19 protein-coding genes are annotated in these 24,029 nt (G+C 45.8%); 12 read left to right on the top strand and 7 right to left on the bottom strand.

Annotated features, from left to right (window positions below):
• Nucleotides 1-114 precede the first annotated feature (114 nt).
• The 8 genes from fucP (at nt 115) to AC1DCV_RS06525 (ending at nt 7,528) form a co-directional block, all read left to right on the top strand.
• Nucleotides 115-1,401: an L-fucose:H+ symporter permease gene (fucP, locus tag AC1DCV_RS06560; RefSeq protein ID WP_477022434.1), complete on the top strand. Its 1,287-nt coding sequence runs from the start codon at nt 115-117 to the stop codon at nt 1,399-1,401.
• Nucleotides 1,402-1,569: 168 nt separating this feature from the next.
• Nucleotides 1,570-2,685, top strand: a complete 1,116-nt coding sequence (cfa, locus tag AC1DCV_RS06555) for a cyclopropane fatty acyl phospholipid synthase (protein WP_477022433.1) — start codon at nt 1,570-1,572, stop codon at nt 2,683-2,685.
• A gap of 156 nt (nt 2,686-2,841) precedes the next feature.
• Nucleotides 2,842-3,753 carry an ATP-binding cassette domain-containing protein gene (locus AC1DCV_RS06550; RefSeq protein ID WP_477022432.1) on the top strand — a complete coding sequence of 304 codons (912 nt, stop codon included), beginning with the start codon at nt 2,842-2,844 and terminating at the stop codon, nt 3,751-3,753.
• Between the two features lie 4 nt (nt 3,754-3,757).
• Nucleotides 3,758-4,519 carry an ABC transporter permease gene (locus tag AC1DCV_RS06545; protein ID WP_477022431.1) on the top strand — a complete coding sequence of 254 codons (762 nt, stop codon included), beginning with the start codon at nt 3,758-3,760 and terminating at the stop codon, nt 4,517-4,519.
• A 1-nt stretch (nt 4,520) separates the two neighbouring features.
• Entirely contained in the window at nt 4,521-5,567 is a 1,047-nt protein-coding gene (locus AC1DCV_RS06540) for a sensor histidine kinase (RefSeq protein WP_477022430.1), read from the top strand.
• Nucleotides 5,557-6,186 (top strand): LytR/AlgR family response regulator transcription factor, encoded by a 630-nt coding sequence (locus tag AC1DCV_RS06535; RefSeq protein ID WP_477022429.1) that lies wholly within the window; start codon nt 5,557-5,559, stop codon nt 6,184-6,186. Before AC1DCV_RS06540 ends, AC1DCV_RS06535 begins: the two co-directional genes overlap by 11 nt.
• 109 nt (nt 6,187-6,295) lie before the next feature.
• Nucleotides 6,296-6,886, top strand: coding sequence for a hypothetical protein (locus AC1DCV_RS06530; protein ID WP_477022428.1), 591 nt, complete (start codon nt 6,296-6,298; stop codon nt 6,884-6,886).
• 150 nt (nt 6,887-7,036) lie between these two features.
• On the top strand, nt 7,037-7,528 hold the full coding sequence (locus tag AC1DCV_RS06525; protein WP_477022427.1) for a low affinity iron permease family protein: 492 nt from the start codon (nt 7,037-7,039) through the stop codon (nt 7,526-7,528).
• 53 nt (nt 7,529-7,581) lie between these two features.
• Here the strand turns inward: AC1DCV_RS06525 and ligD are convergent, their stop codons facing one another.
• Nucleotides 7,582-10,194 carry a DNA ligase D gene (gene ligD, locus AC1DCV_RS06520; protein ID WP_477022426.1) on the bottom strand — a complete coding sequence of 871 codons (2,613 nt, stop codon included), beginning with the start codon at nt 10,192-10,194 and terminating at the stop codon, nt 7,582-7,584.
• Between the two features lie 398 nt (nt 10,195-10,592).
• Here ligD and AC1DCV_RS06515 point away from each other — a divergent pair, with 398 nt between their 5' ends.
• The 3 genes from AC1DCV_RS06515 to AC1DCV_RS06505 all read left to right on the top strand — a co-directional run bounded on the left by AC1DCV_RS06515 (nt 10,593) and on the right by AC1DCV_RS06505 (nt 12,520).
• A complete protein-coding gene (locus AC1DCV_RS06515; RefSeq protein ID WP_477022425.1) occupies nt 10,593-11,180 on the top strand; it encodes a hypothetical protein in 588 nt (195 codons plus the stop codon).
• A gap of 124 nt (nt 11,181-11,304) precedes the next feature.
• The gene (locus AC1DCV_RS06510) at nt 11,305-11,640 is read left to right on the top strand and encodes a hypothetical protein (RefSeq protein WP_477022424.1); all 336 of its coding nucleotides are present in this window, start codon (nt 11,305-11,307) and stop codon (nt 11,638-11,640) included.
• Nucleotides 11,641-11,683: 43 nt separating this feature from the next.
• A complete protein-coding gene (locus AC1DCV_RS06505) occupies nt 11,684-12,520 on the top strand; it encodes an SH3 domain-containing protein (RefSeq protein WP_477022423.1) in 837 nt (278 codons plus the stop codon).
• Nucleotides 12,521-12,570: 50 nt separating this feature from the next.
• Here the strand turns inward: AC1DCV_RS06505 and AC1DCV_RS06500 are convergent, their stop codons facing one another.
• The 4 genes from AC1DCV_RS06500 to AC1DCV_RS06485 form a co-directional block, all read right to left on the bottom strand.
• Nucleotides 12,571-14,010, bottom strand: coding sequence for a RagB/SusD family nutrient uptake outer membrane protein (locus tag AC1DCV_RS06500; RefSeq protein ID WP_477022422.1), 1,440 nt, complete (start codon nt 14,008-14,010; stop codon nt 12,571-12,573).
• A 38-nt stretch (nt 14,011-14,048) separates the two neighbouring features.
• Nucleotides 14,049-17,390 carry a SusC/RagA family TonB-linked outer membrane protein gene (locus AC1DCV_RS06495; protein ID WP_477022421.1) on the bottom strand — a complete coding sequence of 1,114 codons (3,342 nt, stop codon included), beginning with the start codon at nt 17,388-17,390 and terminating at the stop codon, nt 14,049-14,051.
• Between the two features lie 205 nt (nt 17,391-17,595).
• Nucleotides 17,596-18,567: a FecR family protein gene (locus tag AC1DCV_RS06490; protein WP_477022420.1), complete on the bottom strand. Its 972-nt coding sequence runs from the start codon at nt 18,565-18,567 to the stop codon at nt 17,596-17,598.
• A 69-nt stretch (nt 18,568-18,636) separates the two neighbouring features.
• Entirely contained in the window at nt 18,637-19,194 is a 558-nt protein-coding gene (locus tag AC1DCV_RS06485) for an RNA polymerase sigma factor (protein WP_477022419.1), read from the bottom strand.
• 408 nt (nt 19,195-19,602) lie between these two features.
• Between AC1DCV_RS06485 and AC1DCV_RS06480 the strand changes: the two genes are divergently transcribed.
• Complete coding sequence (locus AC1DCV_RS06480) at nt 19,603-22,383, top strand: T9SS type A sorting domain-containing protein (RefSeq protein ID WP_477022418.1); 2,781 nt, start codon at nt 19,603-19,605, stop codon at nt 22,381-22,383.
• A gap of 35 nt (nt 22,384-22,418) precedes the next feature.
• Here the strand turns inward: AC1DCV_RS06480 and AC1DCV_RS06475 are convergent, their stop codons facing one another.
• Entirely contained in the window at nt 22,419-22,901 is a 483-nt protein-coding gene (locus tag AC1DCV_RS06475) for an RDD family protein (RefSeq protein WP_441575620.1), read from the bottom strand.
• A gap of 365 nt (nt 22,902-23,266) precedes the next feature.
• Nucleotides 23,267-24,010 (bottom strand): hypothetical protein, encoded by a 744-nt coding sequence (locus AC1DCV_RS06470; protein ID WP_477022417.1) that lies wholly within the window; start codon nt 24,008-24,010, stop codon nt 23,267-23,269.
• Between the last annotated feature and the right edge of the window lie 19 nt (nt 24,011-24,029).

Here is a 24,029-nt window from a genome sequence, read left to right as displayed (position 1 = left end):
AAGGATAGTGATTATTAAAATGGAACCGTATATTAGTGTCCTGACGGCTGAACGCTTTTCCTATGAAGCCGGCTATCTGACCACGTTATGCAAATAATTTAAAAACTCAAGAACATGATATCACCTGACTCTTTGGAACAGGAAGCATTTCAGACAGCTAAAAATTCTGCTAAACTATCCACGTCTTTACCGGCAAAATTTACAGAAAAGAAATACGTCATTACACTGGTATTCGTCACCTCCCTCTTTATGTGCTGGGGTATTGCGCTGACGATGGGAGATGTGTTGAATAAACATTTTCAAAACGTATTAGGCTTATCCAAATCACAGTCGGGGCTGGTACAGTTTTCCATTTTTGGTGCTTACGCGCTTATGTCTGTTCCTGCGGGGTTGTTCATTAAAAAGATGGGATACAAAAACGGGGTGTTACTGGGGCTCACTTTATATGCCCTGGGTGCATTTCTGTTTGTTCCTGCGGCCAATGCAGGTTCATTTGCAATTTTTCGTATAGCCTTATTCGTATTAGCCTGTGGCATGGCTACGCTGGAAACAGTAGCGCATCCGTTTATGGCCGCCCTGGGCGACCAGCGCACCAGTGATCAGCGTATCAACTTTGCGCAATCATTCAATGCGGTGGGCGCTATCGTAGGACCTACCATGGGCAGCTATTTTCTGCTCAGTGAAAAACAGGAAGCAGGCAATGAATTATCGTCTGTAAAAACATTATACATCTGTATAGGTGCGGTGATTGCAATCATCGCTGTTGCTTTTGCGCTGGTGAAAGTGCCACCGGTAACAGATCCGCATGATGGTACTGCTGACATCACTGCAACAGGTACGGTCAGCATCCGTAAAAAATTATTCCAGCAAAAGCATTTTGTATGGGCAGTAGTGGCGCAGTTCTTTAACGTGGCAGCACAGGCCGGCACCTGGGCTTTCTTTATCAACTACGGTCATGAAGTGATGCATTTCTCCGATGGAAAAGCCGGTTATTTTATGACGCTGTTTATGGGTATGATGCTGGCCGGCAGATTTGTAGGTACGGCGTTAATGCGGTTTATTGCGCCTAATAAACTCCTGGCCGCCTTTGCACTGGGAAATATCCTGATGTGTGTCCTCGCGGCACAGGGGTGGGGCTGGACTTCCTACATCGCGCTGCTGATGATTAACTTCTTCTTCAGCATCATGTATCCTACTATTTTCAGTCTCGGTTTAAAAGACCTGGGCCCGCAAACACAACAGGCTTCTTCCTTTATTGTAATGGGCATGTTTGGTGGGGCCATTTTCCCTTTCATCATGGGACGCCTGGCAGATACCAATATCGCTACCGCCTACTACCTGCCAGTCGTTTGCTATGCCGTTATTTTTCTCTTTGGATATAAGTTATATAAACTCAGGTAAATATTTTATGCCTGCTGCTAATCTTTGGCAGCAAAATGTATTTATGATTGCGAAAAGCCGTTCCTTTGTAGAGCGGCTTTTTTTTGCCCGGCAACTATGAACAAAGGAGTAAGTTGCATTGTTGCTAATACCTGGAAGAACGCGTAGGAGCTTGTCAAAACTATAGTTATGGATCGTCGTCCCCAAAACATAGTGACCCGTCTTTTGTCCGCCGCCGGAATTACGGTCAACGGCCACCAACCATGGGATATACAGGTAAACAATACTGCTTTTTACGGAGAAGTACTGTACCGCGGCTCCCTGGGGCTAGGAGAATCTTACATGAACAATTACTGGGACTGTGAGCGGCTGGACGACTTCTTTACAAAAGTATTGCTGGCCAACCTGGATGCCCGTGTTAAAAAGAGTTTCCGGTTTAAGGCAGATATTTTACTCGCCAGGCTATTGAATTTTCAAACCCCCGCCAAAGCTTACCGTAATGGAAGCGCACACTATGACACCGGCAACGACCTCTTTGAAAGTATGCTGGATAAACGGATGACCTACACCTGTGCTTTCTGGGGAAATGCCCGTACCCTGGATGAGGCACAGGAACAAAAGCTGGACCTGACCTGCCGTAAACTAAAGCTGCAGCCAGGCATGCACATCCTGGACATCGGCTGTGGCTGGGGAAGCCTGGCAAAGTTTGCGGCCGAAAAATATGGCGTACGCGTAACCGGTATCACCATTTCAAAAGAACAGGTGGAACTGGCAAAAGAGCGCTGTAAAGACTTGCCCATAGACATCCGTTTAACAGATTACCGCACGTTGCATGAACCGTTTGATGCCATTGTTTCCTTGGGCATGTTTGAACACGTCGGATATAAGAACTATGATGCCTATATGAAAATGGTGCATCGTTGCCTGAAAGATGACGGGCTGTTTTTACTACATACCATCGGAGGTAACACCCCTAATACCTTCACCGATCAGTGGCTGAACAAATACATTTTCCCAAACGCCATGATCCCTACTATCCGCCTCATCGGACAGTTTATAGAGGGCTTGTTTGTAATGGAACACTGGCAGAATTTCAGCGTAGACTACGACCATACGCTGATGGCCTGGTATGAAAATATTTTACAGAACTGGGATAAGCTGAAAACAAAATACGATCCCACCTTTTTCCGCATGTGGAAATACTATCTCTTATCCTGTGCCGGCTCTTTCCGTGCCAGGAAAAGCCAGTTGTGGCAGATTGTGCTCTCTAAAAATGGTGTGCCTGGTGGCTATCGTTTTAAGTGACGGCATGAGTTCCCGTTTCCATTTGTACCGCCTTTAAACTACCGCCTCTACCACTTGCAGGACAAAACAACCCGGTTGCAGATAAACCCGCTTGTCTTGCCAAATATAATCCCCACGCGGCATGCAGGCTGCTACTTTTGCTGTAAACATCAAAGTATGCAAGCCTATTGTCTTGAAACTACACAACTTACCCATTATTTCCCCGGTAACGAAAGAGCCCTGGATAATATTTGTCTGCAGGTACCTACAGGCGCCATTTACGGTTTCCTCGGGCCTAATGGCGCCGGCAAAACCACCACCCTGAAACTGCTACTGGGATTACTGAAAAAACAGCAGGGTACTATCCGCATATTAGGAGAAAGTTTTGACCAGCACCGCATGGCTATTTTGAAACAGGTGGGCTCTCTGATTGAAAGCCCTTCTATTTATGGTCATCTGACAGCGGCAGAGAATTTATGGCTACTGCAGAAAATTTATCAATGCCCTGCCCGCAGGGTGAAAGAAGTGCTGGAGTTGACAGCGCTTGCCGGCACGGGCGGCAAGAAGGCCGGCCGCTTTTCACTGGGCATGAAACAACGCCTGAGTATTGCCATTGCCATGTTGCATAACCCCTCCCTGCTGATCCTGGATGAACCCACTAATGGACTGGATCCCGGAGGCATTATTGAAATGCGGGCATTGCTCCGTCAACTGAACCAGGAAAGCAATATGACGATTCTCATCTCCAGTCATATGCTGTCGGAAATAGAAAAGCTGGTTACACATGTGGGGATTATCAATAAAGGAAAATTGCTTTACCAGGGAGCCCTATCGGATCTGACAGCAGAAAGGGCCCTGCATAGCCGGGTGCGGATCGACTGCAGTGACATGGCCCGCTCACTCACGCTGATAGCCGCATGTGGGCTACATGCCAGTGTAGAACAGGATAGAATATTGCTGGAGGGAGTAAGCCGGGAGCAACTGGCTGTGATTAATCAGCGCCTCGTCACGGAGGGGGTGCTGGTATACGAAATGAATACCCGCCGGAATGACCTCGAAGATATTTTTATGAACCTTACCAATAACTAATCATATGCCCCTGACTTTTTTGCACAGCTTCCAGAGTGAGTGGATGAAGCACAAGCACTCTGCCGCCGTATGGCTTACCGTAGCCGGTGGCGCCTTTATGCCGGTCGTTATTTTAATGCGGCGCTTTTATTATTTTGATGAACTGGCTTCCAGTAACAGTGCGGCGAATATATGGGAGCTGTTGTATCACAACAGCTGGCAGTTTATGGCGATCTTTCTACTGACCATGGGCGTCATATTGGTGACCAGTATGATTGGGCAACTGGAATACCGGAACAACACCTGGAAACAATTACACACTACGCCGCAGTCACTGACCACTATCTTTTTTGCGAAGTTCGCATTGATATTAGTGATGCTCTTACAGTTTTTTATCCTGTTCAATATCGGGATATACCTGGAAGGTGTAATTCCGGCACTCCTGGTTAAAAAGGTACCCTTTCCGGCGGCGCCTTTTCCTTTTGTGGCCTACCTGGCGGGAAATGGAAAGTTCTTTATAACCTGTTTACCGGTAATTGCGCTGCAGTATTTATTGAGTTTGCAGTACCGCAATTTCCTGGTGCCGGTGGGCGTGGGGATGGGCATGTATATATTTTCCGTGATGGCAGTGAATTGGGAATATGGCTTTACAATTCCGTACATTTATAGCATCTACAGCTTTAATGGGCAATACACGGATCGCATTTATATATTTTCAGTGGCATATTTTCTTCTCATAGGGCTTGCAGGATATTTGTTATTTATTTATAAAAGAGAACGGGGTTAACATGAAAAAGCCTGTCATTTATCTGTTGCATATGGGATATTGGCTGCTCTATGGGCTGCTGATGTCTACCTTTATATCATTTATTGGTAAAGGCCATCTGTCATGGCATGAGTTATGGACTACGTTGTTTTTTTCGCCGCTGGCATTGTTTTGTTTTTTACCCGGTATATTAGGTTTCTATTCTTTCTATACTATTTTATTCAATTACTTTTTAGTTAAAAAGAAGCACCTGGCCCTGGTAGGAATGTGTATTGTTTTTGCGCTGGCAGCCGGTCTGATTACCACATTGTTATTGGCATTGCCACTGACGCATTGGATGGGACATCCCACGCTGAGGGAGCAACTATTCATGGCCGTTTTCCTCGCCTTGCTGGCCACTATTCATGGCATTATAGGTTTGGTATTAAAAGGGTTTATCAGTTGGTATGGTGATATTAAGTTGAAGGAAGAATTAAATAAAAGAAATTATGAAACAGAACTGGCACTGGTAAAGTCCCAGATCAATCCGCATTTCCTGTTTAATACCATCAACAATATTGATGTACTGATAGAAAAAGATGCCACCAAAGCATCGCTGTATCTGAATAAGTTGTCGGGCATTATGCGCTTTATGCTGTATGAAACCAAAGCAGACCGGATTCCCTTACAGAAGGAGCTGGATTATATTGAAGAGTATATTGCTTTGCAGCGGATCAGAACCGCCAACAGTAGTTACGTACAATATACATTGCAGGGCGATCCTGGTAATATGATGATTGCGCCTATGTTGTTTATTGCTTACATAGAGAACGCGTTTAAACATGCGGCGCCCAGGAAGGAAGGACATGCGGTAAGCATTACGTTGTCTATTGATCAGGGCACTATTAACTTTGGCTGTGAGAATAAATACCAGCGTACATCTGAAGTGAACGGGATCCATAACGGTTTGGGCAATGAGTTGTTGCAACGCCGGCTTGCATTGTTATATCCCGGTAAGCATACGCTGGATATTTCAGATCAGGAAGGAAATTATAAAGCGAATTTAACTTTGCGTACCCATGAAAATTAGCTGCATCATTATAGAAGATGAACCGCTGGCGCAGGAGCGTATCAAAGGGTACCTGCAGAAGCTGCCTTTCCTGGAGCTGATGGCTACTTTTGATAATGGTATAGATGCGCTGTTATACCTGCAGTCGAACGCGGTGGATCTTATTTTCCTGGATATTAATATAGGGGAGATATCCGGTATACAGTTGCTGCAGGCTATGCATACCAGCACGGAGGTAATTATTATTACAGCGTATCATGAATACGCACTCAAAGGATATGAATTGAATGTCACCGATTACCTGTTGAAACCTTTTACTTTTGATCGTTTTTTGCAGGCGGTAGAGAAAGTGAAAAATAACCTGTTCCGGCGGGAAGTGGCGACAGAAAAGAAATTCATTTTTGTAAAAACAGAATACCGCCTGGAAAAGGTGCTGCTAAGTGAGGTATTGTATATTGAAGGGATGCGCGACTACCGGAAAATACATACCCTGCACAAAAAGATGATGACGCTGAAGACTTTCCGTGAGTTTGAAGCAGAGCTTCCGCCAGCTATTATTTGCAGGGTACATAAGTCTTTCATGGTGGCGATTGATAAAATAGATGCCATTGAAAAAGATGGCATCAAAATACAGGACTAGGTGATTCCTGTTTCTGATACTTATAAAAAGCGGTTTTACCAGTTAATTACATCGGCCATCTAAAAATCCGGCGAGAGCCCTTTAGCTGCGGCCMCAAAATTTGTCCGCTATGAAATGCACCACTTATTTATGCCTTGTATTACTGTTTTTATCGGCCGGCTGCCAGTTGCATCATCATAAAATGTCCACAGTGGTTTCAGATAGCCTTTTAATGAAAGAAATATACCGGCACCAGCGATCCTGGTTCCATGTATCTCTTCATGACGACCCTAACTATGTGAGCATCATTAACCTGGCGCGTTCCTACAGAGGGCAACTGTATGAGAAGAATGGGATCCGTATTTCGGCACTTGCTGACTTTATTATATTAGACGGATATGCACCGGGTTGGGGCACGTATGAGTGCTTATTTATCGGCCCTGAGAAGAGTTTTGCGTATCGTATGAGTGGAGATGGGAAATGGGAGGTAGCGGTCGTTCATACAGATAACAGCATCATGAGCAAAAAATCAGGGATCAGGTCCGGTGTTATCGACAAGGTAAGATCATGGGATACCGCCTGTATAAATCAACTAAAACACCGTATAGGATCGTCTGTATCAGATGGTGCCAGTTATATAGCCACCAGGGTACAGTTAAGTCAGGGGCGTATCGTACAATTGGAAACAATGGCGTTTGAGGAATTTCCCGATCAGTTTTGATGAGTTGCGCGCTATATGTGGCAACCACTGCCCACCGTTTTATAACCGTTTTGTGGAAAGCAGGAGCCAAATCGTAGCTCTCATAACCCTTTAACCCCCTGTTTTTACACTGGTGCAAAAGTTGTACTGCTACATAAAAACTCAGTAGCTATGAAAGAGCTGACCAACAACCCCTCAAAAAAGAACTTGTTTGAAAAAATGTCTACTAAGGTAATTGCTGCTACCGGCAGCCCCTGGGCCTTTTTTGTAGCCCTCACCGTGATTGTGGTTTGGGCGGTTAGTGGGCCGCTGTTTCACTACTCAGATACCTGGCAGCTGGTCATTAATACAAGTACTACCATTATTACTTTCCTGATGGTATTTATTATCCAGAAATCACAGAACAAAGATTCCAAATCGGTGCAGCTGAAACTGAATGAACTGATTGCCGCCAATAAATCGGCCAGCAACCGGTTGATTGACGTAGAGAATTTGTCGGAAGAAGAACTGGACATCTTACACAAATACTATTGTGTGATGGTAGAGGAAACAAGGAAGAGAGTGAGTATGACGGAGTCGCATTCGGTGGAAGAAGCGATTGGTGATGCACGAAGCAAACATGAGGAAGACCTGCTGACCCGGAAAAAGGCAAAAAAAGCGTAATGAAGACACGGATTATATATTCGCTATGGTCCTGCTCAGTCTCAACGCTTGTTTTACAGCAGATTTTTCAGTTTGCTGAGCACCGTTTTCATATTAATTCCTTTACCCAGCAATCCTTTCAGGAGATCACCTTCCCGGGCCAGCCGCTGCGGCAGGTTGTAAATATTGAAATCAGCTACTTTCAATCCTTTTTTTACTTCTTCCCAGCGTAATGGAGCGGAGGCGGTGGCGCCGGGTCTGGGCCGCAGGGAATAAGCGGAGGCCATCGTTTGTATCTGCCGGTTTTGGAGGAAGTCCAGGTAGATTTTTCCTTTTCTTTTTGCAGGTGTTCTCAGGATACTGGTGGTGTTGGGCAAACGCCGGTTGGCAATTCCTACAATTAATTCGGCCAGCATACGGGATTGTTCGAAGGTATATTTTGCACCCAACGGAATAAGTATATGCATGCCCGTAGCCCCGGATGTTTTTACGTAAGCGTTGGCGCCGATATCGTCCAGGATACTTTTTATTTCCAGTGCCGTTTCAATCACCTGGTCAAAGGTGTTGGTATCCGGGTCCAGGTCTATGAGGCAGTAGTCCGGGTAATCGGGTTTACTGATTCTGCTGTGCCAGGGATTCAGTTCTATGCAGCCTAAGTTGGCCATGTACAACAGGCTGGCCTTATCCGTGCAAACCATAAATTCTTTCGTCTCCCCATCTGAGTCGCTGGTATACGGGAATCGTTTTATCCAACTGGCTACTTTGTCCTCTACATTTTTCTGGTAGAAGCTAAATCCTGTAATCCCTTCAGGGAAGCGGTTGAGCGACTGAGGTCTGTCTTTCAGATAGGGGAGTATATAATCCGCGATGTCTGCGTAATAGTTAATCATATCCCGTTTGGTGATCCCTTCTTTCGGCCAGTACAGTTTGTCAAGGTTCGTAAATTTCAATAGTTTCCCATCTGATTTTATCTCGGCCTGGTTTTCATTTTCCGGTAAAAAAGTAGTTCGCTTGGCTACTTTTTGGGTGGGTGATGATGTTATCTTTACCTGTTTTTCATCGGCAGCCTTTTTATCTTCCCGCAGCCCTATAAATATGGGTTGTCGTAAGATGCCATCCTGTGTGCTTTCCGTGAATTTTACTTCACATACCAGCTCTGGTTTCAGCCAGGTAGCGGGCATATTTGTATCCGGCTTTGGTTTAAACGGACAAACGCTTGTAATCAGCGGTTGAAATTTTATAAAGAGTGATTTGAGTTGCTGTTCACTGAATCCGCCACCAGTATGGCCAATGTATTTCAGTACACCATTTTCATATTTTCCCAGGATGACGGCGCCAAAATGTTTACGGTTGTTTCTGCCGGCGGTATAGCCACAAATGATGGCTTCCATGTGCTGATTGTTTTTGATTTTCAACCAGCTTTCCGACCGGCGGCTCATTACATAACTGCTTTCGGCGGCTTTGGCCATAATACCCTCCAGTCCTTTGTTAACGGCTGCCTGGTAGAAACGGATACCATCTCCGGTAATATGCCGGCTATAGCGTAGCAGGTCGTTATCCTGTGGGATCAGTTGTTGCAATAGTTGTTTACGTTCCAGCAATGGCAGGTGTCTGTAGTCTTTGCCATTATACCAGAGCAGATCAAACATATAATAAACGAGGTGGGCACTTTTGCCATGTTTGAAATAATTTTGCAGGGCCTGGAAGTCGGGATTGCCTTTTTCATCTATCGCTACAATTTCGCCATCTGTTACTGCTTTAATGTTCCAGTCTTTCAGTGCGTTTGTGATAACGGCAAACTTTTCATTGAAGGAGAGCTGGTTCCTGGAATGTAGTTCCACTTTCCCGTTCCGGAGGTAGGCAATAGCGCGGTAGCCGTCCCATTTAATTTCGTATAGCCAGTCCTCTTTGTCGAAGGGGGCTGAAGTAACCGCGGCCAGCATGGGTTTAACGCCTGCCGGCATAGGGGCTTTTTTCCCTTTTTTTATGATTTGGGAGATATCATCCGCTATGGGGCTGGCCTTTTCCGTAGTCGTTTTAGCGGTCGCTCTTTTTTTTGTGGTGGCTTTTGTAATGGGTTGTTCCTTATTGCTTTTCCATTCTTTATGTGGATTTTTCGCTACCTGTTCCAGCGTTTTGCCAGAGAGTACCGATTTGTTTTTAAGGGTGATATCATTTGTAGTGGCGTAGCGGTCTTTCAGTTTCATGAGCAGCCAGGCATTGTCGCCTCTGCCGGGGGCTTTAACGAGGGCGAAGCTGCCCTTCAGTTTTTTGCCCTGCAGGGTAAACTTCAGTTTGCCGCCGTGCAGCTGATGGAGGAGGTCATTGGTTTGTTGCTGCTTACTTCCTTTGGTTGCCTCTTCCGGGGTATAGGGACCTGCATCCCATACAATGACGGTTCCTGCCCCGTAGTTGCCTGCGGGAATGCTGCCTTCAAAATCTTTGTAGTCGTAGGGATGATCCTCTACCATCATGGCCAGGCGTTTGATGTCCGGATCCATGGAGGGGCCTTTGGGTACTGCCCAGCTTTTCAGGACGCCCTTCATTTCAAGGCGGAAATCATAATGAAGGTGAGAAGCATGGTGCTGCTGCACAACAAAATGTAGCACCTTGTCCGCAGCTTTACCGCCGGCAGGTTCCGGTGTTTGGGTAAAGGTTCTTTTCTGTTTATACTTTTCTAAACTCATGACTGGATTAGTTTAGCCGATCATTCTTATATAACCTTTAGGAGCATGAATGGTTCAGGCATTATGGTCATTTCTGGTAGTAACGTTTCTTCCGGGCCAATGACTACTACTATCATGAAAAGAAGACAACATCCACACCAAAAAAAGCAGGCCGCAGGAAATCTGTTAATGTTGGACGGTAGTTGTCAAAGTTCGTCTGCATATAAGAGATGATTAAGTTATCATGAGCGTAATGGATATACGTTTGGAGGTACATCACATATTCATGCTATTTTAAAATAAATGTTTTTATGAATTGTAAAAAAAGACTTTAAATTTGCCAACTGTTTTGTATTACACCCAATGCCAACTTATATTTTGTACACGTCATGTTTTTTAAATATTCCTAAATATATCAAATGAAAAAAGTAATGTTGCTGGCTATCGCATGTATAGCGGGTTTCAGTTGTTATGCCCAGAGTTTTATGCACGGAGCAGGTGTTGTTGTATTTGTTGACAAAGCAGATGGTTCAGATGCCGGCGTGATTGGCGGTCTGACTTATTCTCCCCGTTTTAATTTTGTAGAGAGAGATGAAATGTCGGTGTCTGTAGGTATTCCTTTGAGTGTAGGTCTTTCCGGTAGCTACTCCGCTCACTACGGTGATTACGAAAGAGAATCCAATACCCTGAACTTTATGTTTAATGCGCCATTGATCGTGAATCTGAACCTGGGTTGCGGAGCTACCAAACGCTCACACCGCAGATTCGGATTTTTTGCAGGTGGAGGTTTTGCTTATCATTATGGTTCCAGAAGTGAAGGCATCGTTTTTTATGATGATTATAAATCAAAAAGACAATCCAGTAGCACCGGACCTACGGGTAATGCGGGTGTGCGTTTTGGCGTAGGTCGTGGTCATCACAATATTGAAGTGAAACTGGCTTACATGAAAGGTTTGAATGATGATAAGCCAAATATATTCAGCGCCGGTACGTTGTTTAACTTCTAGGAGTTGACGAATTAATATCACTGAGTGGAGGTACGGAATGGTATTTTTGCTCAGTGATTTTTTTTGTAGTAAGTTGTTTTCTGGTTGAGGTAATTTCAAATGACCAAACTGAATAATCAATCATATGGGTGCCTTTAATACACTGGATGTAAAAGCGCTTTCCTGCCCGAATTGCCATCACGTGCAGGATTGGAAGCTGCAATTTAAGTACGGCGATTGCTGGCAGTTTTCTTACAAGATGTACGATACATTAGGTTGGGGCGGAAATGATGTTGGCGATAAGGATGCATCAATTGTATTGGTGGAAGGCGTTCCCGAAAATCAATGTAGTCAGTGCTTGGAGTATGATTTTTATGCAAGGATATTTGTAGACGATAATAAGTTGGTAGCTGCCAGCCTGGTATTGAAACCACTTTTGTTCTTTGATAATCTTGATGGTGATTATCTGATCATAAAATAGGCACCTGTAATTAGCATTCGACTCATTTTTATTAGTTTGACAGATGTTTATAAAAAAGAGCCTTCCTTACATAGCAACTATCTGCCTGCTGCAGACAGCCTGCAATAGCAACAAAGCACCCAACAGCAGTGATTCAGCGATGATAATAGCGAAAGCTGCGGAAGTTGCTCCCACGCCCGCAACAGACAATATCACCCAACTCATTCACCGGGCAGATAGTGTGGTCAACAGTATTAAGATGAAACAGCTTGAACAGCAGGCCGCTTATTTGGCACCTATTCCGCCGAATGATACCCTGTTCACCCATCTCTATTTTAAAGAGAACGTACCTGTTAAATTAAGCTATACAACCTTCGATGAGAGTGGTAAAGCTTCCGGCATCGCTTATTTTTATTTTAATGATTTCTTTTCGTTTATCCATGAACGTAGATTCCGTGATGAGGTAGTATACGCTGTGGTAACCCGCGATGGATATTACTTTAGCTTTAGTAAAGCTGATAAAGATAACAGCCTGAAACTGGATGAGACTCCGGAAGCAGCGGTTGACTACAACCTGGGTGGATTCTTAAAATACATTAATGACTTAATACAGTTATACCCCGGTTTTAAGTTTGATATTCCTGTAGTAAAACTGAAAGGTGATTTTGCTTTAAGGGTGGCGGCGCCTGTTGGCTTATTTGAAAAAGCAGATACTAGTTCAAGGATCATGGGCACACTGAAGGTAGGTACAAGGATAGGATATTTAGCATCCTCAAGGGATCGGATTAGTTTCAGAGGAAAGAGGTGGATATGGTACCAGGTGAAAAGCGGGGATAAAATTGGTTGGGTAGTGGGGCATCCGGATTGGATCGAGGAGATTTCCGGAGAAGATTTTGATTGAGTGTTCCAGGAAAGCTACCCTTCTACAAGGGAAGGGTAGCTGCAAATAATTTAATACCCTGTATTCTGTCCCAGTGCCGGATTCTTCGCTACTTCCGTAGCCGGAATCGGCAGCAGCACGTAATAAGGCTTGTAGGAAGCTGACAGCTCCGGTTCTTCCGTAGCAGATGCGGTTACTGCCGCCTGCGGATATTTACCCCATCTGATCAGGTCTAAGCGGCGGTGTCCTTCTCCCACTAATTCCCAGGCGCGTTCCTGGTAAATTTCATTCCTGAACTGTTCCTGTGAAAGACCGGTGGCATCGTCTAAACCAGCACGTTTTCTTACTTCATTCAGGGCTGCTTCAGCCACGGCGGTATGCCCGTTTTCATTGGCGGCTTCTGCGAGCATGAGTAAAACATCGGCATATCTCAGTAAGTAGATATCCAGACCGCTGTTACGCTCTCCGGCGTCCAGGCGCCACCACTTTGGCCCAAACCATACATCTACTTTGTTGGTATTATCCGGGCGGAAGGAGGTTCCATTATAGCCAGTAGCGATGAGGGATGCCTTCCTTTTGTCTTTTGCATTAAAGCTGTTGGCAAAGGAATGGTATGGCACATAGGAGCGATACCATGGCTTGCTGACAAAAGGTGCTGCGCCCACGGTGTTGTTGGGCGAATAGAAGGCATGCTGGTAGCTGTTGAGCAGGTCTGTCTGGAAATCTATTTCAAAAATCGACTCCCTGTTGAATTCATTGTCGGCGCTGAATACGGATGCGTAGTCGGGAAGTAATATATAGGTGCCGGAAGTTTTTATCTTCATGGCAGTTTCTTCCGCTTTTGCATAATCTTTGGTCCATAAATACACTTTGGTGAGCAGGGCAAGGGCTGCGCCGCTGCTGGCGCGACCGTTGTCGGAAGACGCATAGGTGGCTGGTAGTCCTGCTGCCGCTTCTGTCAGATCGGCGATCATCTGTTTGCGGATGTCTGCCACAGGCGATCTGGGAAAGGTTTTAGACTGATCTATGCCGGCGTAGTTGCTTTCGGTATAAAGTACCGCATCTCCGAATAAACCAGTGAGGTAATAGTAGAACAGTGACCGCAGAAATTTCGCTTCACCCAACACCCTGGTTTTGGTGGCAGCGGAAATGGTGGGCGACTTCGATACCTTATCAATGACCAGGTTAGCGGCGTAGATGCCTTTATAAAAAGCACTGTACATCACCGGCGCATTGCCCGGAGATCCGGCGGTAATATTTAAGGGGCCGGGATGCGGTACCCTGATTACATCGCAATTCTCATCCAGGGTTTGCCACAGCTCCTGTTGAAACAGGCGGTTAGGGTAGGTGCCCACCAGCCAGTAATAGACGCCATTTACGCCCTGTATGGCGTCGGGATCAGATTTAAAGAACTGGTCAGGAGACAGGAAGCTTTTAGGCTCTTCCGTCAACGATTTTTTGCAGGAAATAAAAGTGGCAAATGCTATCGCTATTAAAAATATTTTCTTCATTGGTTGTTATTTTAAATATCATCAATCAACACCTGCTGTTACAGGGTCAGGTTCACACCAATAGCATACGTTCTGTTCTGCGGATAGTTGGTGTTATCAAATCCACGTAGGGTAGAACTGGTGCCATAAGAATTGGTTTCCGGATCGTAGTAAGGATAGTTGGTGATATTGAATAAGTTGGTAGCGGTAATATATACGTTCAGGTTATTGATCCACTGACTGTGCATAGCTTTACCAGACAAGTTATAGCCCAGGTTCACTGATTTCAACCGCAGGAAGGAGCCTTTGTATACCCACATAGTAGAAGGAATATAGTTCCGGGAGTTCACGCGGGGAATATTGGAATTAGGGTTGGAAGGCGACCAGCGGTCTTTGATCATCGCATATTGATTGGTCAGTGGCTCACCTGTCTTGTAGAAATCATCGGCCAGGTTCATTACATCATTGCCGAAAGAACCCTGGAAATAAATGTTCAGTGATAAGTTTTTGTAACGGAAAGTATTACCGATACCACCAAAAAATTTCGGGTTGCCATTACCTATTTCACTAAAATCTTCCTGACCAAATTTGCCGTCACCGTTCCGGTCTACATATAATGGATCTCCTAACTTCGGATTGGCACTTGGATCTACTGCACCTTTGGGTATTGCATCTGATTTGCGTACACCGTAATAAGTGGCGCCCCAGAATGTACCTACCGGGTGACCCACCTGTAATTTGCTCACTGTACTATAGCCGCCAAAGTCGATACCGGCCAGGTCAAAGCTTTCTACGCCACCCAGGTCTACCACCTTGCTACGGTTACCGGAAATATTGAGAGAAGATTCCCAACTGAAATTTTTATGCGCGATATTTTGTGTGTTGATGAGTAATTCAAGGCCTTTATTCTCCACCACACCTATGTTGGTAGTTTTGCTGGTAAAGCCGGTTTGCGTAGGTAGCTGCTGACTTAACAAAAGGTCTTTAGTGCGTTTATTATAGTAATCCAGTTCTACGCTGATGCGGCCCTTGAGAAATCCTGCTTCCAGGCCCAGGTCAAACTGGCGGGTGGTTTCCCATTTCAGATCCGGATTGGGCAGTTGGGATTGCACATAGCCGAGGATCTGTTTTTTACCGATGATATAGCCGTTTGCCGACCTGAGTGCCGGCAGGGAAGAATAGGTTGGAATGGCCTGGTTACCGTTGTAGCCATAGCTGGCCCGCAGTTTCAGGTTATCAAATACATTCAGGTGTTTGATAAAAGGTTCTTCTTCCAGGCGCCAGGCGATGGCTGCTGCAGGGAAAAAAGCGTATTTGTGATTTGCCGCAAAGCGGGAAGCACCATCGGAACGACCGGTCAGAGTAAACAGGTATTTTTCTTTATAACTATAATTAATTCTGCCCAGGAAAGAAACGATCGTAAACTGATCATACTGTGAGCCTATGCGAAATGTGGTCTGGTCGGTGGCGCCCAGGTTATTATACTGAAAGATGTCGGTGGCATATTTATCACCGGTGGCACTTAAGGTATCCGTGTTTGACCTTTGATACGTGGTACCGGCGAGGATGTTGATATGGTGATCTTTTCCCAGTTGCTTATCGTAGGTGAGGGTATTTTCACTCAGCCACATTAGTGTATTACGGGAAGCGCCGCTGGCAAAACCGCCTTTGCCGTCAATTGCCCGTGTAGGTAAACTGCCCGGTGTATAGGCGTCTTTTTTCACAAAGTTCATTTCAGATCCGAAAATAGATTTGAAAGAAAGACCTGGAATGATGTCCCATTGTACAAATACATTACCGATGATGTTATTGCTGATGCTGTTGTCTACCGGTAAAGTGCCCTGTGCTACGGGGTTATCATATGTTTGCGGATCATTGGGTTTTTTGCTGGCAAAGGAGCCATCGGCATTGTACACCAAAGAAGCGGGGTTGTAGGAGAGGGCCGACTGACCATAGTTTTGCCCGCCGAGTTGTACGGTGTTGTTCTTGATTTCTGAGCGGCCAATATTAAGAATAGTCCCTACTTTCACATTCTTTTTTACGTATTTGTCCAGGTTCACCCTTAACTGGTAACGTTTAAAACCGGAGTTGATGATGATACCTTCCTGGTTAAGATAGTTGGCCGATAAAAAGTAGTGATAATTGTCTTTACCTCCGCTGGCACTCATGGTGATATTCTGCATAGCGGCTACCCGTGATACTTCCCGTTGCCAGTCGGTGCCACGGCCCAGGGAATCCGGATTGCTGTATAATACCGGACCGCCATAGTCGAGCGAACTTTCATTGGCCAGCTTAGCATAATCAGCGGCGCCCATCATATCAATATATTTAGGTACCTGCTGCCAGCCATTATATACATTCACATTGATTTTATCTTCCCCGGTCTTGCCGGTTTTGGTGGTAATGATGATGACACCATTAGCGCCTCTGGCGCCATAGATGGCAGTAGCGGAAGCATCTTTCAGTATCTGAATAGATTCAATATCCTCCGGATTAATCAGGTTTAAATCTCCTGCGCCAATCAATCCATCTATTACATATAGTGGTTCATTGTCTGCATTCACAGAGTTGCCACCCCTGATACGTATAGACGTGCCCGTACCTGGTGCACCACTGATGGACGTAATCTGTACACCGGCGGCCTTACCTTGTAGCATCTGGTCTACACGTGTCACCGGCACATTTTTAAATACATCACTTTTAACGGTAGTTACCGCGCCGGTGAGATCTTTTTTGCGGGTAGTACCATAGCCTACTATTACCACATCTTCGAGGTTGGACACGGCTGCTTCCAGTGTTATCTTCAGGGGACTGCCCGGTGTGGGCTGTATACTGTACGGCTGGTAACCAATCATACTGCAATCCAGTGTTTCGCCTTCATTTACCCGTAACGAAAAACGGCCCTGTGCATCGGTGGTAGTACCGCGACTGGTTTTCTTAACTCCTACAGTAGCTCCCGGCATCGGATGCCCATCTTTATCCACTACGGTACCTTTTACGATGAAAGTATCTGTTACAGCGGCATTTACAATGGGAGCAGGCGCGATATCGGCGTTGTTAAGCGTCGCTTTTGGGAGCGGCTTTACTTTGAGGATAATAAATTTATCATCTACCAGTTCAAAACTAATCTGATCTGCCGGTAGCAGGCTGCTGAGTACCTGTTGCAGGGTAGACTCCCGGAAGGTGGCCGTTACGGGTTTACTTTTTCCCAGCACCTGGTCATTGTATACAAAACGTACACCGGCTTTTTTACCCAGTTGTTGCAGCACGGCCGACAAAGGTTGTTCCTTAAAGGTGGCGCTGACTTTTTTCTCCAATGCACTCTGGGCAGCCAGTGGCGAAGCCCAGCAAAGGGTAGCCGTAATGGTGACCAATAGTAGTTGCAGCAGGCTAACGCGCATAATAGTTTTGATTGATGATGCTAATCCGGAAGAAAGATAATCCGGCTTTTCACTGTCCTGAAATACCTTGCCCGGAAAGGAACAGACATGACATTCCCTTTTACATTTTTTCATGTAACTTTGGTTGAGTTTAAATAATAAATAGCTGTTTGTTGTTTGGACTTATTATACAGGGATGTTCGCGCATCCCTGTTTTTATTTGTATTTATTTACATCCGCTTCCTGTAATCATGATAGTACCGTCGTTAATTTGATACTCCGCATTGATGGCCATGGTAAGGAGTTTTAGAGAATTAGATAATGATTGATCAGTAATATCTGCTGTAATACGGCAGGCTTCAAATGATTGATAGCTGCCGGTAAATTTCACGTCAAATTTATGTTCGACCCGTTTGATGATATCCGGGAATGCTGTACGGTTAAAGTTCATGTCGTATTCCGTACCATTCACTGATTGCGCTCTCTCTGTGCTGCTGGCCTTATTCACGGATGACTGGCGGTTGTTACTAATGAACTCATAATCCGGGGTAATAAGCAATGGAGCTGTATTGTCTTTACTGTTTTTCTTTGCTACCTGTACCTTGCCCGTTAATACCAGCAGGGAGAAGGAGTTGTGGGGTGTTTGTTCTTTTATATTGAAGCTGGTGCCCAATACCCGCGTAGTGTACTGGCCACTTTCCACGATAAAAGGATGGGCCGCATCTTTCTTTATCTCAAATAGCCCTTCTCCTTTTAGTTCTACCTGCCGGTCTTTTTTTCCAAAGCTGGCATGGTAGGAGAGGGAGCTATTGCCTTTCAGCCACACAATACTGCTGTCGGGCAGAATCATTTTTTTAATACCGCCATCTGCCGAAACGATCACCATATTACTTTGCTGCCATTTATGGATGCCTGCCCACCCTGCGACGATGAGTAGTAATACGGCTGCTGCCTGCATCAGTCGTTTACGCAGGTGGCCTTTAACCGGCTGTAAGCGGGGCGATAGCTTATGTTGCAACGCAGCAAACAATCGTTCTTCCATGTCACTTTCATGCGCATCTGCCGAATCCCAGGTAATTTCGGCAGGAGTTTGCTGCGCATACCATTCCAACAAAATGTCTCTTTCTGCTGCGGTGATCGTTCCTCTTATCCATTTATCGGCCAGTTGCCTGATGTTGTCCGGTATTTGTGGCTGCATATCAATGCCCTTTGTTATATAGTGGGTGAAAAAATGTGCTTACCCTTAGTGGTGCAGAAAAAATATTTTTCAGAGAGAATAAAACAGGCAGCGGAAGTGACTGACGGCCCCTCTTAATATGCGCAATGCCTTGCTCATGTGTGATTCTACTGTTTTGTGAGATATCTGCAGGGTGTGTGCAATTTGTTTTTCGGTCAGGCCCTGTTCCCTGCTTAACCGGAATACCAGCTGACATTTTTCGGGAAGTGTACCAATCACGCTTTCTATAGCTGCTTTCAGCGCTTCACCCTCCAGCCATTGTTCGGTAGAATGATCGGAAACAATACAATCGGCGGCATCTTCCGTTACCGGTAGCCGTTTATTGGCAGCTATCCGCTCAAATATTTTATAACGGGTAACGGCAGAGATATAAGTATGGAAGCTGTATTTGATTTGCAGAGATTGGCGGCGGTGCCAGATATTCACAAACACGTCCTGTACCAATTCTTCCKCATCTGCATGGGATTGCAGCTGCGTATAAGCTTTGGCAAGCAGTTTTTTCCAGTATCTTTTGTAGAGTTGGCGAAATGCCACTTCATTGTTCTGCATCAACAGTTGTAGCAGCTCTTCATCCGTGTATTGCTCCATTGCCACCGGAATTACAGTTGATAAGGTGATACGTACGTGCAACCAAATAAACTCCTTTTTTTTCAATTGGCAAATTACCCCCGGCTAAAAGTAGCAGTCAAACAGAAGGTAGGAGAAAATACCAGGGGAATGAGATAAAATACTACTAGCGATACCCTCTGAAAAAAATATTTCCTCCGGGTAAGGGTAAGCAGGAAATTATACCCACTATATAAAGGGAGGCTTTATGGCTTTCCAACTATGAAAACGAATGAACCACGATAGCTGATGATCCCGAAACAGTGCAATGAAAGAAGATTCAACCAAAAAGAAACAAAAAACGTGTAACCGTTAAGGTTACCTCACAAGATATACTGCCGGCCGCTCGGGCGCAGTACTGTTTTCTCTGATCACTAAATACATATTTGTATGCAACTGAATTTTAAAAACAGCCGTGTACCCCTGTGGGGTACCATCGGGTTGCTGTTGCTGGCGGGCAGCTCCCGGTCACAAACCATGACGCGGCAGGACAAAATCTTTATTCAGAAAGGTATTCAGTACCAAAGCTGGATCCGGGTAGATGGCGCCTCCGAAGATCATCCCGTTCCGGCGCTGACAACGATTAATATCAGCAGAACCGGCCGCTATGTAAAGATTCAGCTACCTGCCACGGACCCGCTGAGTCTTGCAGAAGTGCAGGTATTCAGCGGTGGCGTGAATGTAGCGCTGGGTAAAACCACGCAGCAGTCATCTGATAACAGCCCCGGCAGCGGATTGAGCAGCAAGGCGGTAGATGGTAATACCAACGGCAGCTTTGCTGCGGGCTCGGTGACACATACCCTCGACGGTAATGCTGCCATGGAACCCTGGTGGCAGGTAGACCTGGGCAGTATTGTTACCATCGACTCTGTCCGCATCTGGAACCGGACCGACTGTTGCGATCAGCGACTGAAAGGGTTTTATTTGTTTGTATCCAATGCGGCATTTACCAACAACTCCCTGGTCAGCACTTTTGCGCAAAGCGGTGTTAGCTGGTATATGCAGCCGGGAGCAGATCATTATCCAAGTGGCAATGAATTAGCAAACAGCCATTTTGCGCCTACCTATTATGAACGCCCTATGTACAACTACACCATTCATCAGCAAAATCCTACCGCGCAATGGGGACTGGTGAAAGGACCTTTTGGTACACAGGTAAGCCGCGGCCCTACTGCCTTTGAACAGTCGAATGGATTTTTGAATACCCTGCAGGCGGCAGACAGTAACTTGTTATCCAGCATTTGTTTTGGCGATGAAGAAGGTTATAGCACTACAGTACAAAACTATATGCGTGACTGGTTTACGGTGTCCAGGAATAAATACCCCAATGTACTGGTACATAATAATCAGTATACCGGTCAATGGTCTGAAGCCAATCTCCGGACCTATCTGCAAACAGCCAGGCCTGATTTGCTGACCTACGATTATTACTATTTTTATGTAAACAGAAATCCCGCAGCGGGAGGCTCCCAGGCCGCGATCCTGCAGGACATGTACACCTACCGCAAACTGGCATTGGAAGGTTATGATGGCAGTGGTACTTCGCCTATTGCTTTTGGGGCCTATCTGCAGGGATATAAAGGCAGCAGAAACGGTGGTTCCTATAACTACTATCCATCTGAATCAGAATTTAATATCGGCGTATATGCGTTCCTGATTATGGGCGCCAAATGGATGAACAGCTTCCGCTACGTTGGTGGTAATGATACCTTCTTCTGGACAGATCAGAATGGTACGCCTACTGCCCAATACTGGCAAAATGCGCGACTGGGTGATGAAGTGGGGCACCTGTCTCCACATTTATCGCGTTTGCGTACCCGCGATATACGCTTCATCGCCGGGCAACATCTATCCGGCAGCACTGCGGTGAATAATACAGCTCCTGCCAGCATTGCTGCCTGGGATTCAACAGCAGGACCCTATATTACCAGCATTGGCGCTACCAACCTGGTAAGCGCTGCCAACAACGGTTTAAGAGGAGATGTAGCCATCGGGTACTTTAAGCCGGTACCAGGTATCGATAATACCAGTGGTATTACCATGGCGCCTGTGACCAGTACCAGCGCCGCCTATTTCATGATCCTGAATGGCCTGACGGTTTCCAACGGCTGTTGCAATGCTCCGGGCACCACAGGGATCTTAACGGATACTATCCAGGGCAAAGCAAACCTGGCTAAGCAGAAAATTACACTGAGTATTAATTTCGGTACTTATCCTGTAGATACTTTATACCGGGTAAGAAGGAAAGATGGCGTGGTGGAAAAGGTGAACCTGACATTGATCAGTGGCAAAAAATATCAGCTCAATGATACACTGGATGGCGGTTTGGCTGACCTGTTTTACTGGAAAAATGCAGGTGCGGTAGTGGTTCCTGCCAGCAACCTGGCCCTGAATAAGGCGGCTACCCAATCGAGCGATCATAGCAGTACCAGCGGTCTTGCGCCACTGGCAGTAGATGGTAATACCAACGGTGATTACTTCGGCAACTCTGTTACCCATACTGCCGAGTCCTTAACCAATCAGCCCTGGTGGCAGGTGGATCTGGGCGCTTCCGCCAACATCCAGACTATCAGTATCTATAATCGAACGGACTGTTGTGGTAGTCGTCTTGCTAATTACCATATTTTTATTTCCGATGTTCCCTTTACCTCCTCCACGGTGAGCGGTACACAGGCACAGGCCGGCGTGCAGGATTACTTTCAAACAGCTGCTGCGGGCAGCCCTTCAGTGATTGCTATCAACAATACGGGCCGGTATGTGCGGGTACAACTGCAAAGCACCGATGTAGTGTTGAGTCTGGCGGAAGTGCAGGTAATGGGTAATTTCAATATAGCACCATTGCAGCAGTCAGCGGTGGCTGTTGTACATCCGGAGAGGTTGACCACCTTGAAAGGAAATGAAGATTTGTCGGGCAGCGTATATCCGAACCCGTTATCCGGAGAAGAAATTACCATTTCACTGGTAGCGCCGGTAACGGAGATGACTACACTAAAAGTATATGACCTGAAAGGGCAACTGGTGCTGACAAAGCCCGGTATCTCTTTACGTAAAGGCAATAATAGTATCCGTGTGCAGCTAGGCAATCTTACACCGGGCATTTACCTTTTACGCATGGGCATACAACAAAAGGAAATGGTGAAGAAGCTGGTGGTGATGAGCCGACAGGATTAACTAAAAAAAGCAGGACTGACCGTCCTGCTTTTTTATTATGCGCCTATTGGTAATATAGAGTTCTTAATTTCAATTACGCAGGTGTCTGTCCACCGGTCATGCCAGGGGTTGCAGGTTCCTGTTCCCAGTCCGCTCATCGGATTAAAAGGAACGGCACGGATAATTCCCCTGTAGAAAGCTTTGAGCGGAGTAATGGCGGTGCCGTCCATATTTACTGCCCTGGTACCCGTGATCAGTTTACCGAGTGTTCTGCCGCGGAAGATGGCTTCTACTATGCCCATATAGATCCCGAAAAATACTAATGCTAAGACTCTCTCCAGGAGCTCATTATCCAGTGAGGATAGCATAGCGTCTGATGTGTCGGGAGATACCATGGCAAGAAAGAAAAAGAAAAGGAATATGACGGCATAAAAACTTAATAAATCGATGACGTAGTTGCCCAGGCGTTTTCCAGAACTGGCGTTACTCAGATGTATTTCATTCTCAAAAATGGATGTTTCTGTTGTTTGTTGTTCCATGGGTACAAGTATAGGTGTGCGCAAAGGTATAAAAAATAGCGAATTGGTATCAAGTTGAAAACCTGGGAGGTAACCATGAATTATTAACTTGAAAAGTATATTTTCATTACGTTGATACTGTCTATGTTATGCTTAGCACCCGCTATGCACATAGAGAAGCACTGCAGGAGAGGTGGACTTGATGCGGGGGTGAGTTCCGGATGTATAACCCCGATGAAATTGAATGAGAAGAAGTAGGGAGGTCAGAAGTGGCCATAGCAAGGCTACTTCAGGACCAGGCTGTAGTTGCGGAAAAAGATATATTATTTAAAGGAAGCAGGTATAAAGGGTTTATTTATCAAAATATCTCCGGGGGCAAGGTGACTTTATTCCAGTTGAATAACGGATGGATATGCGTGTGTATAGGTAAGTTTGGGAAGCAATTTCGTCCGCTTTGGGTACCTACGTTTATTTGCATATTTGGGCACCTGTGGCGCTGCCACCGCAATAATGTCTGCGGCCATATATTGCCTGTTGCCCGATGGGCCGTCTTTGTATAGGGCTCTTACCTGGAAAACGACTACCAGTGAACCTTCCCCGGGTACCTCCAGCGAAACATTTGTTTCCTGGAAAGTGGTATCCGTATCTATCATGAGCGTCACCGTTTCGCTACCCGTCACCTGACGTGATATAAAGTCAATGCGCGTTGCGATCACTTTTACTTCCAGGGCAGCAATACCTTTATACCCGGCGATGGTTTGTGCGGGAATATTTAATATTCCGTTAGCGAAAAGCCGGGGAGCTACCGGAAAGAAACGATCTACCCCGGTATGCTGATTGAAGCGGAAGCCTGTGATGGCCGCATGATGGTCGCCGGCAGCAATGAGTAGTTTATTGAGCCGATTGATGTGGCCGCCATCACAATGGATACCCAGGTGGGGATAGAAAGCATGCCGGATAAAAGCGCCTTTCCTGCTGGCGATGCCAAAGCGCCGGGATGCGCGACGTGTTGCAGCCGTTTGCTGCACGCTTTCAGGCATGGTGCGCAGGAAGTAGTTGCCATTGCGCTTATACCCAATGAGATTGCCGAGTTTTCCCGTGAAGGAAATGACAGACATTTGTTTTGCCATAGGAGATGATTTTGATAAG

This window comes from Chitinophaga sp. 10T418, from assembly GCF_056394125.1.
Note: the sequence above shows the minus strand (reverse complement) of the source record. Positions and strands in the feature narration are given on the sequence as shown.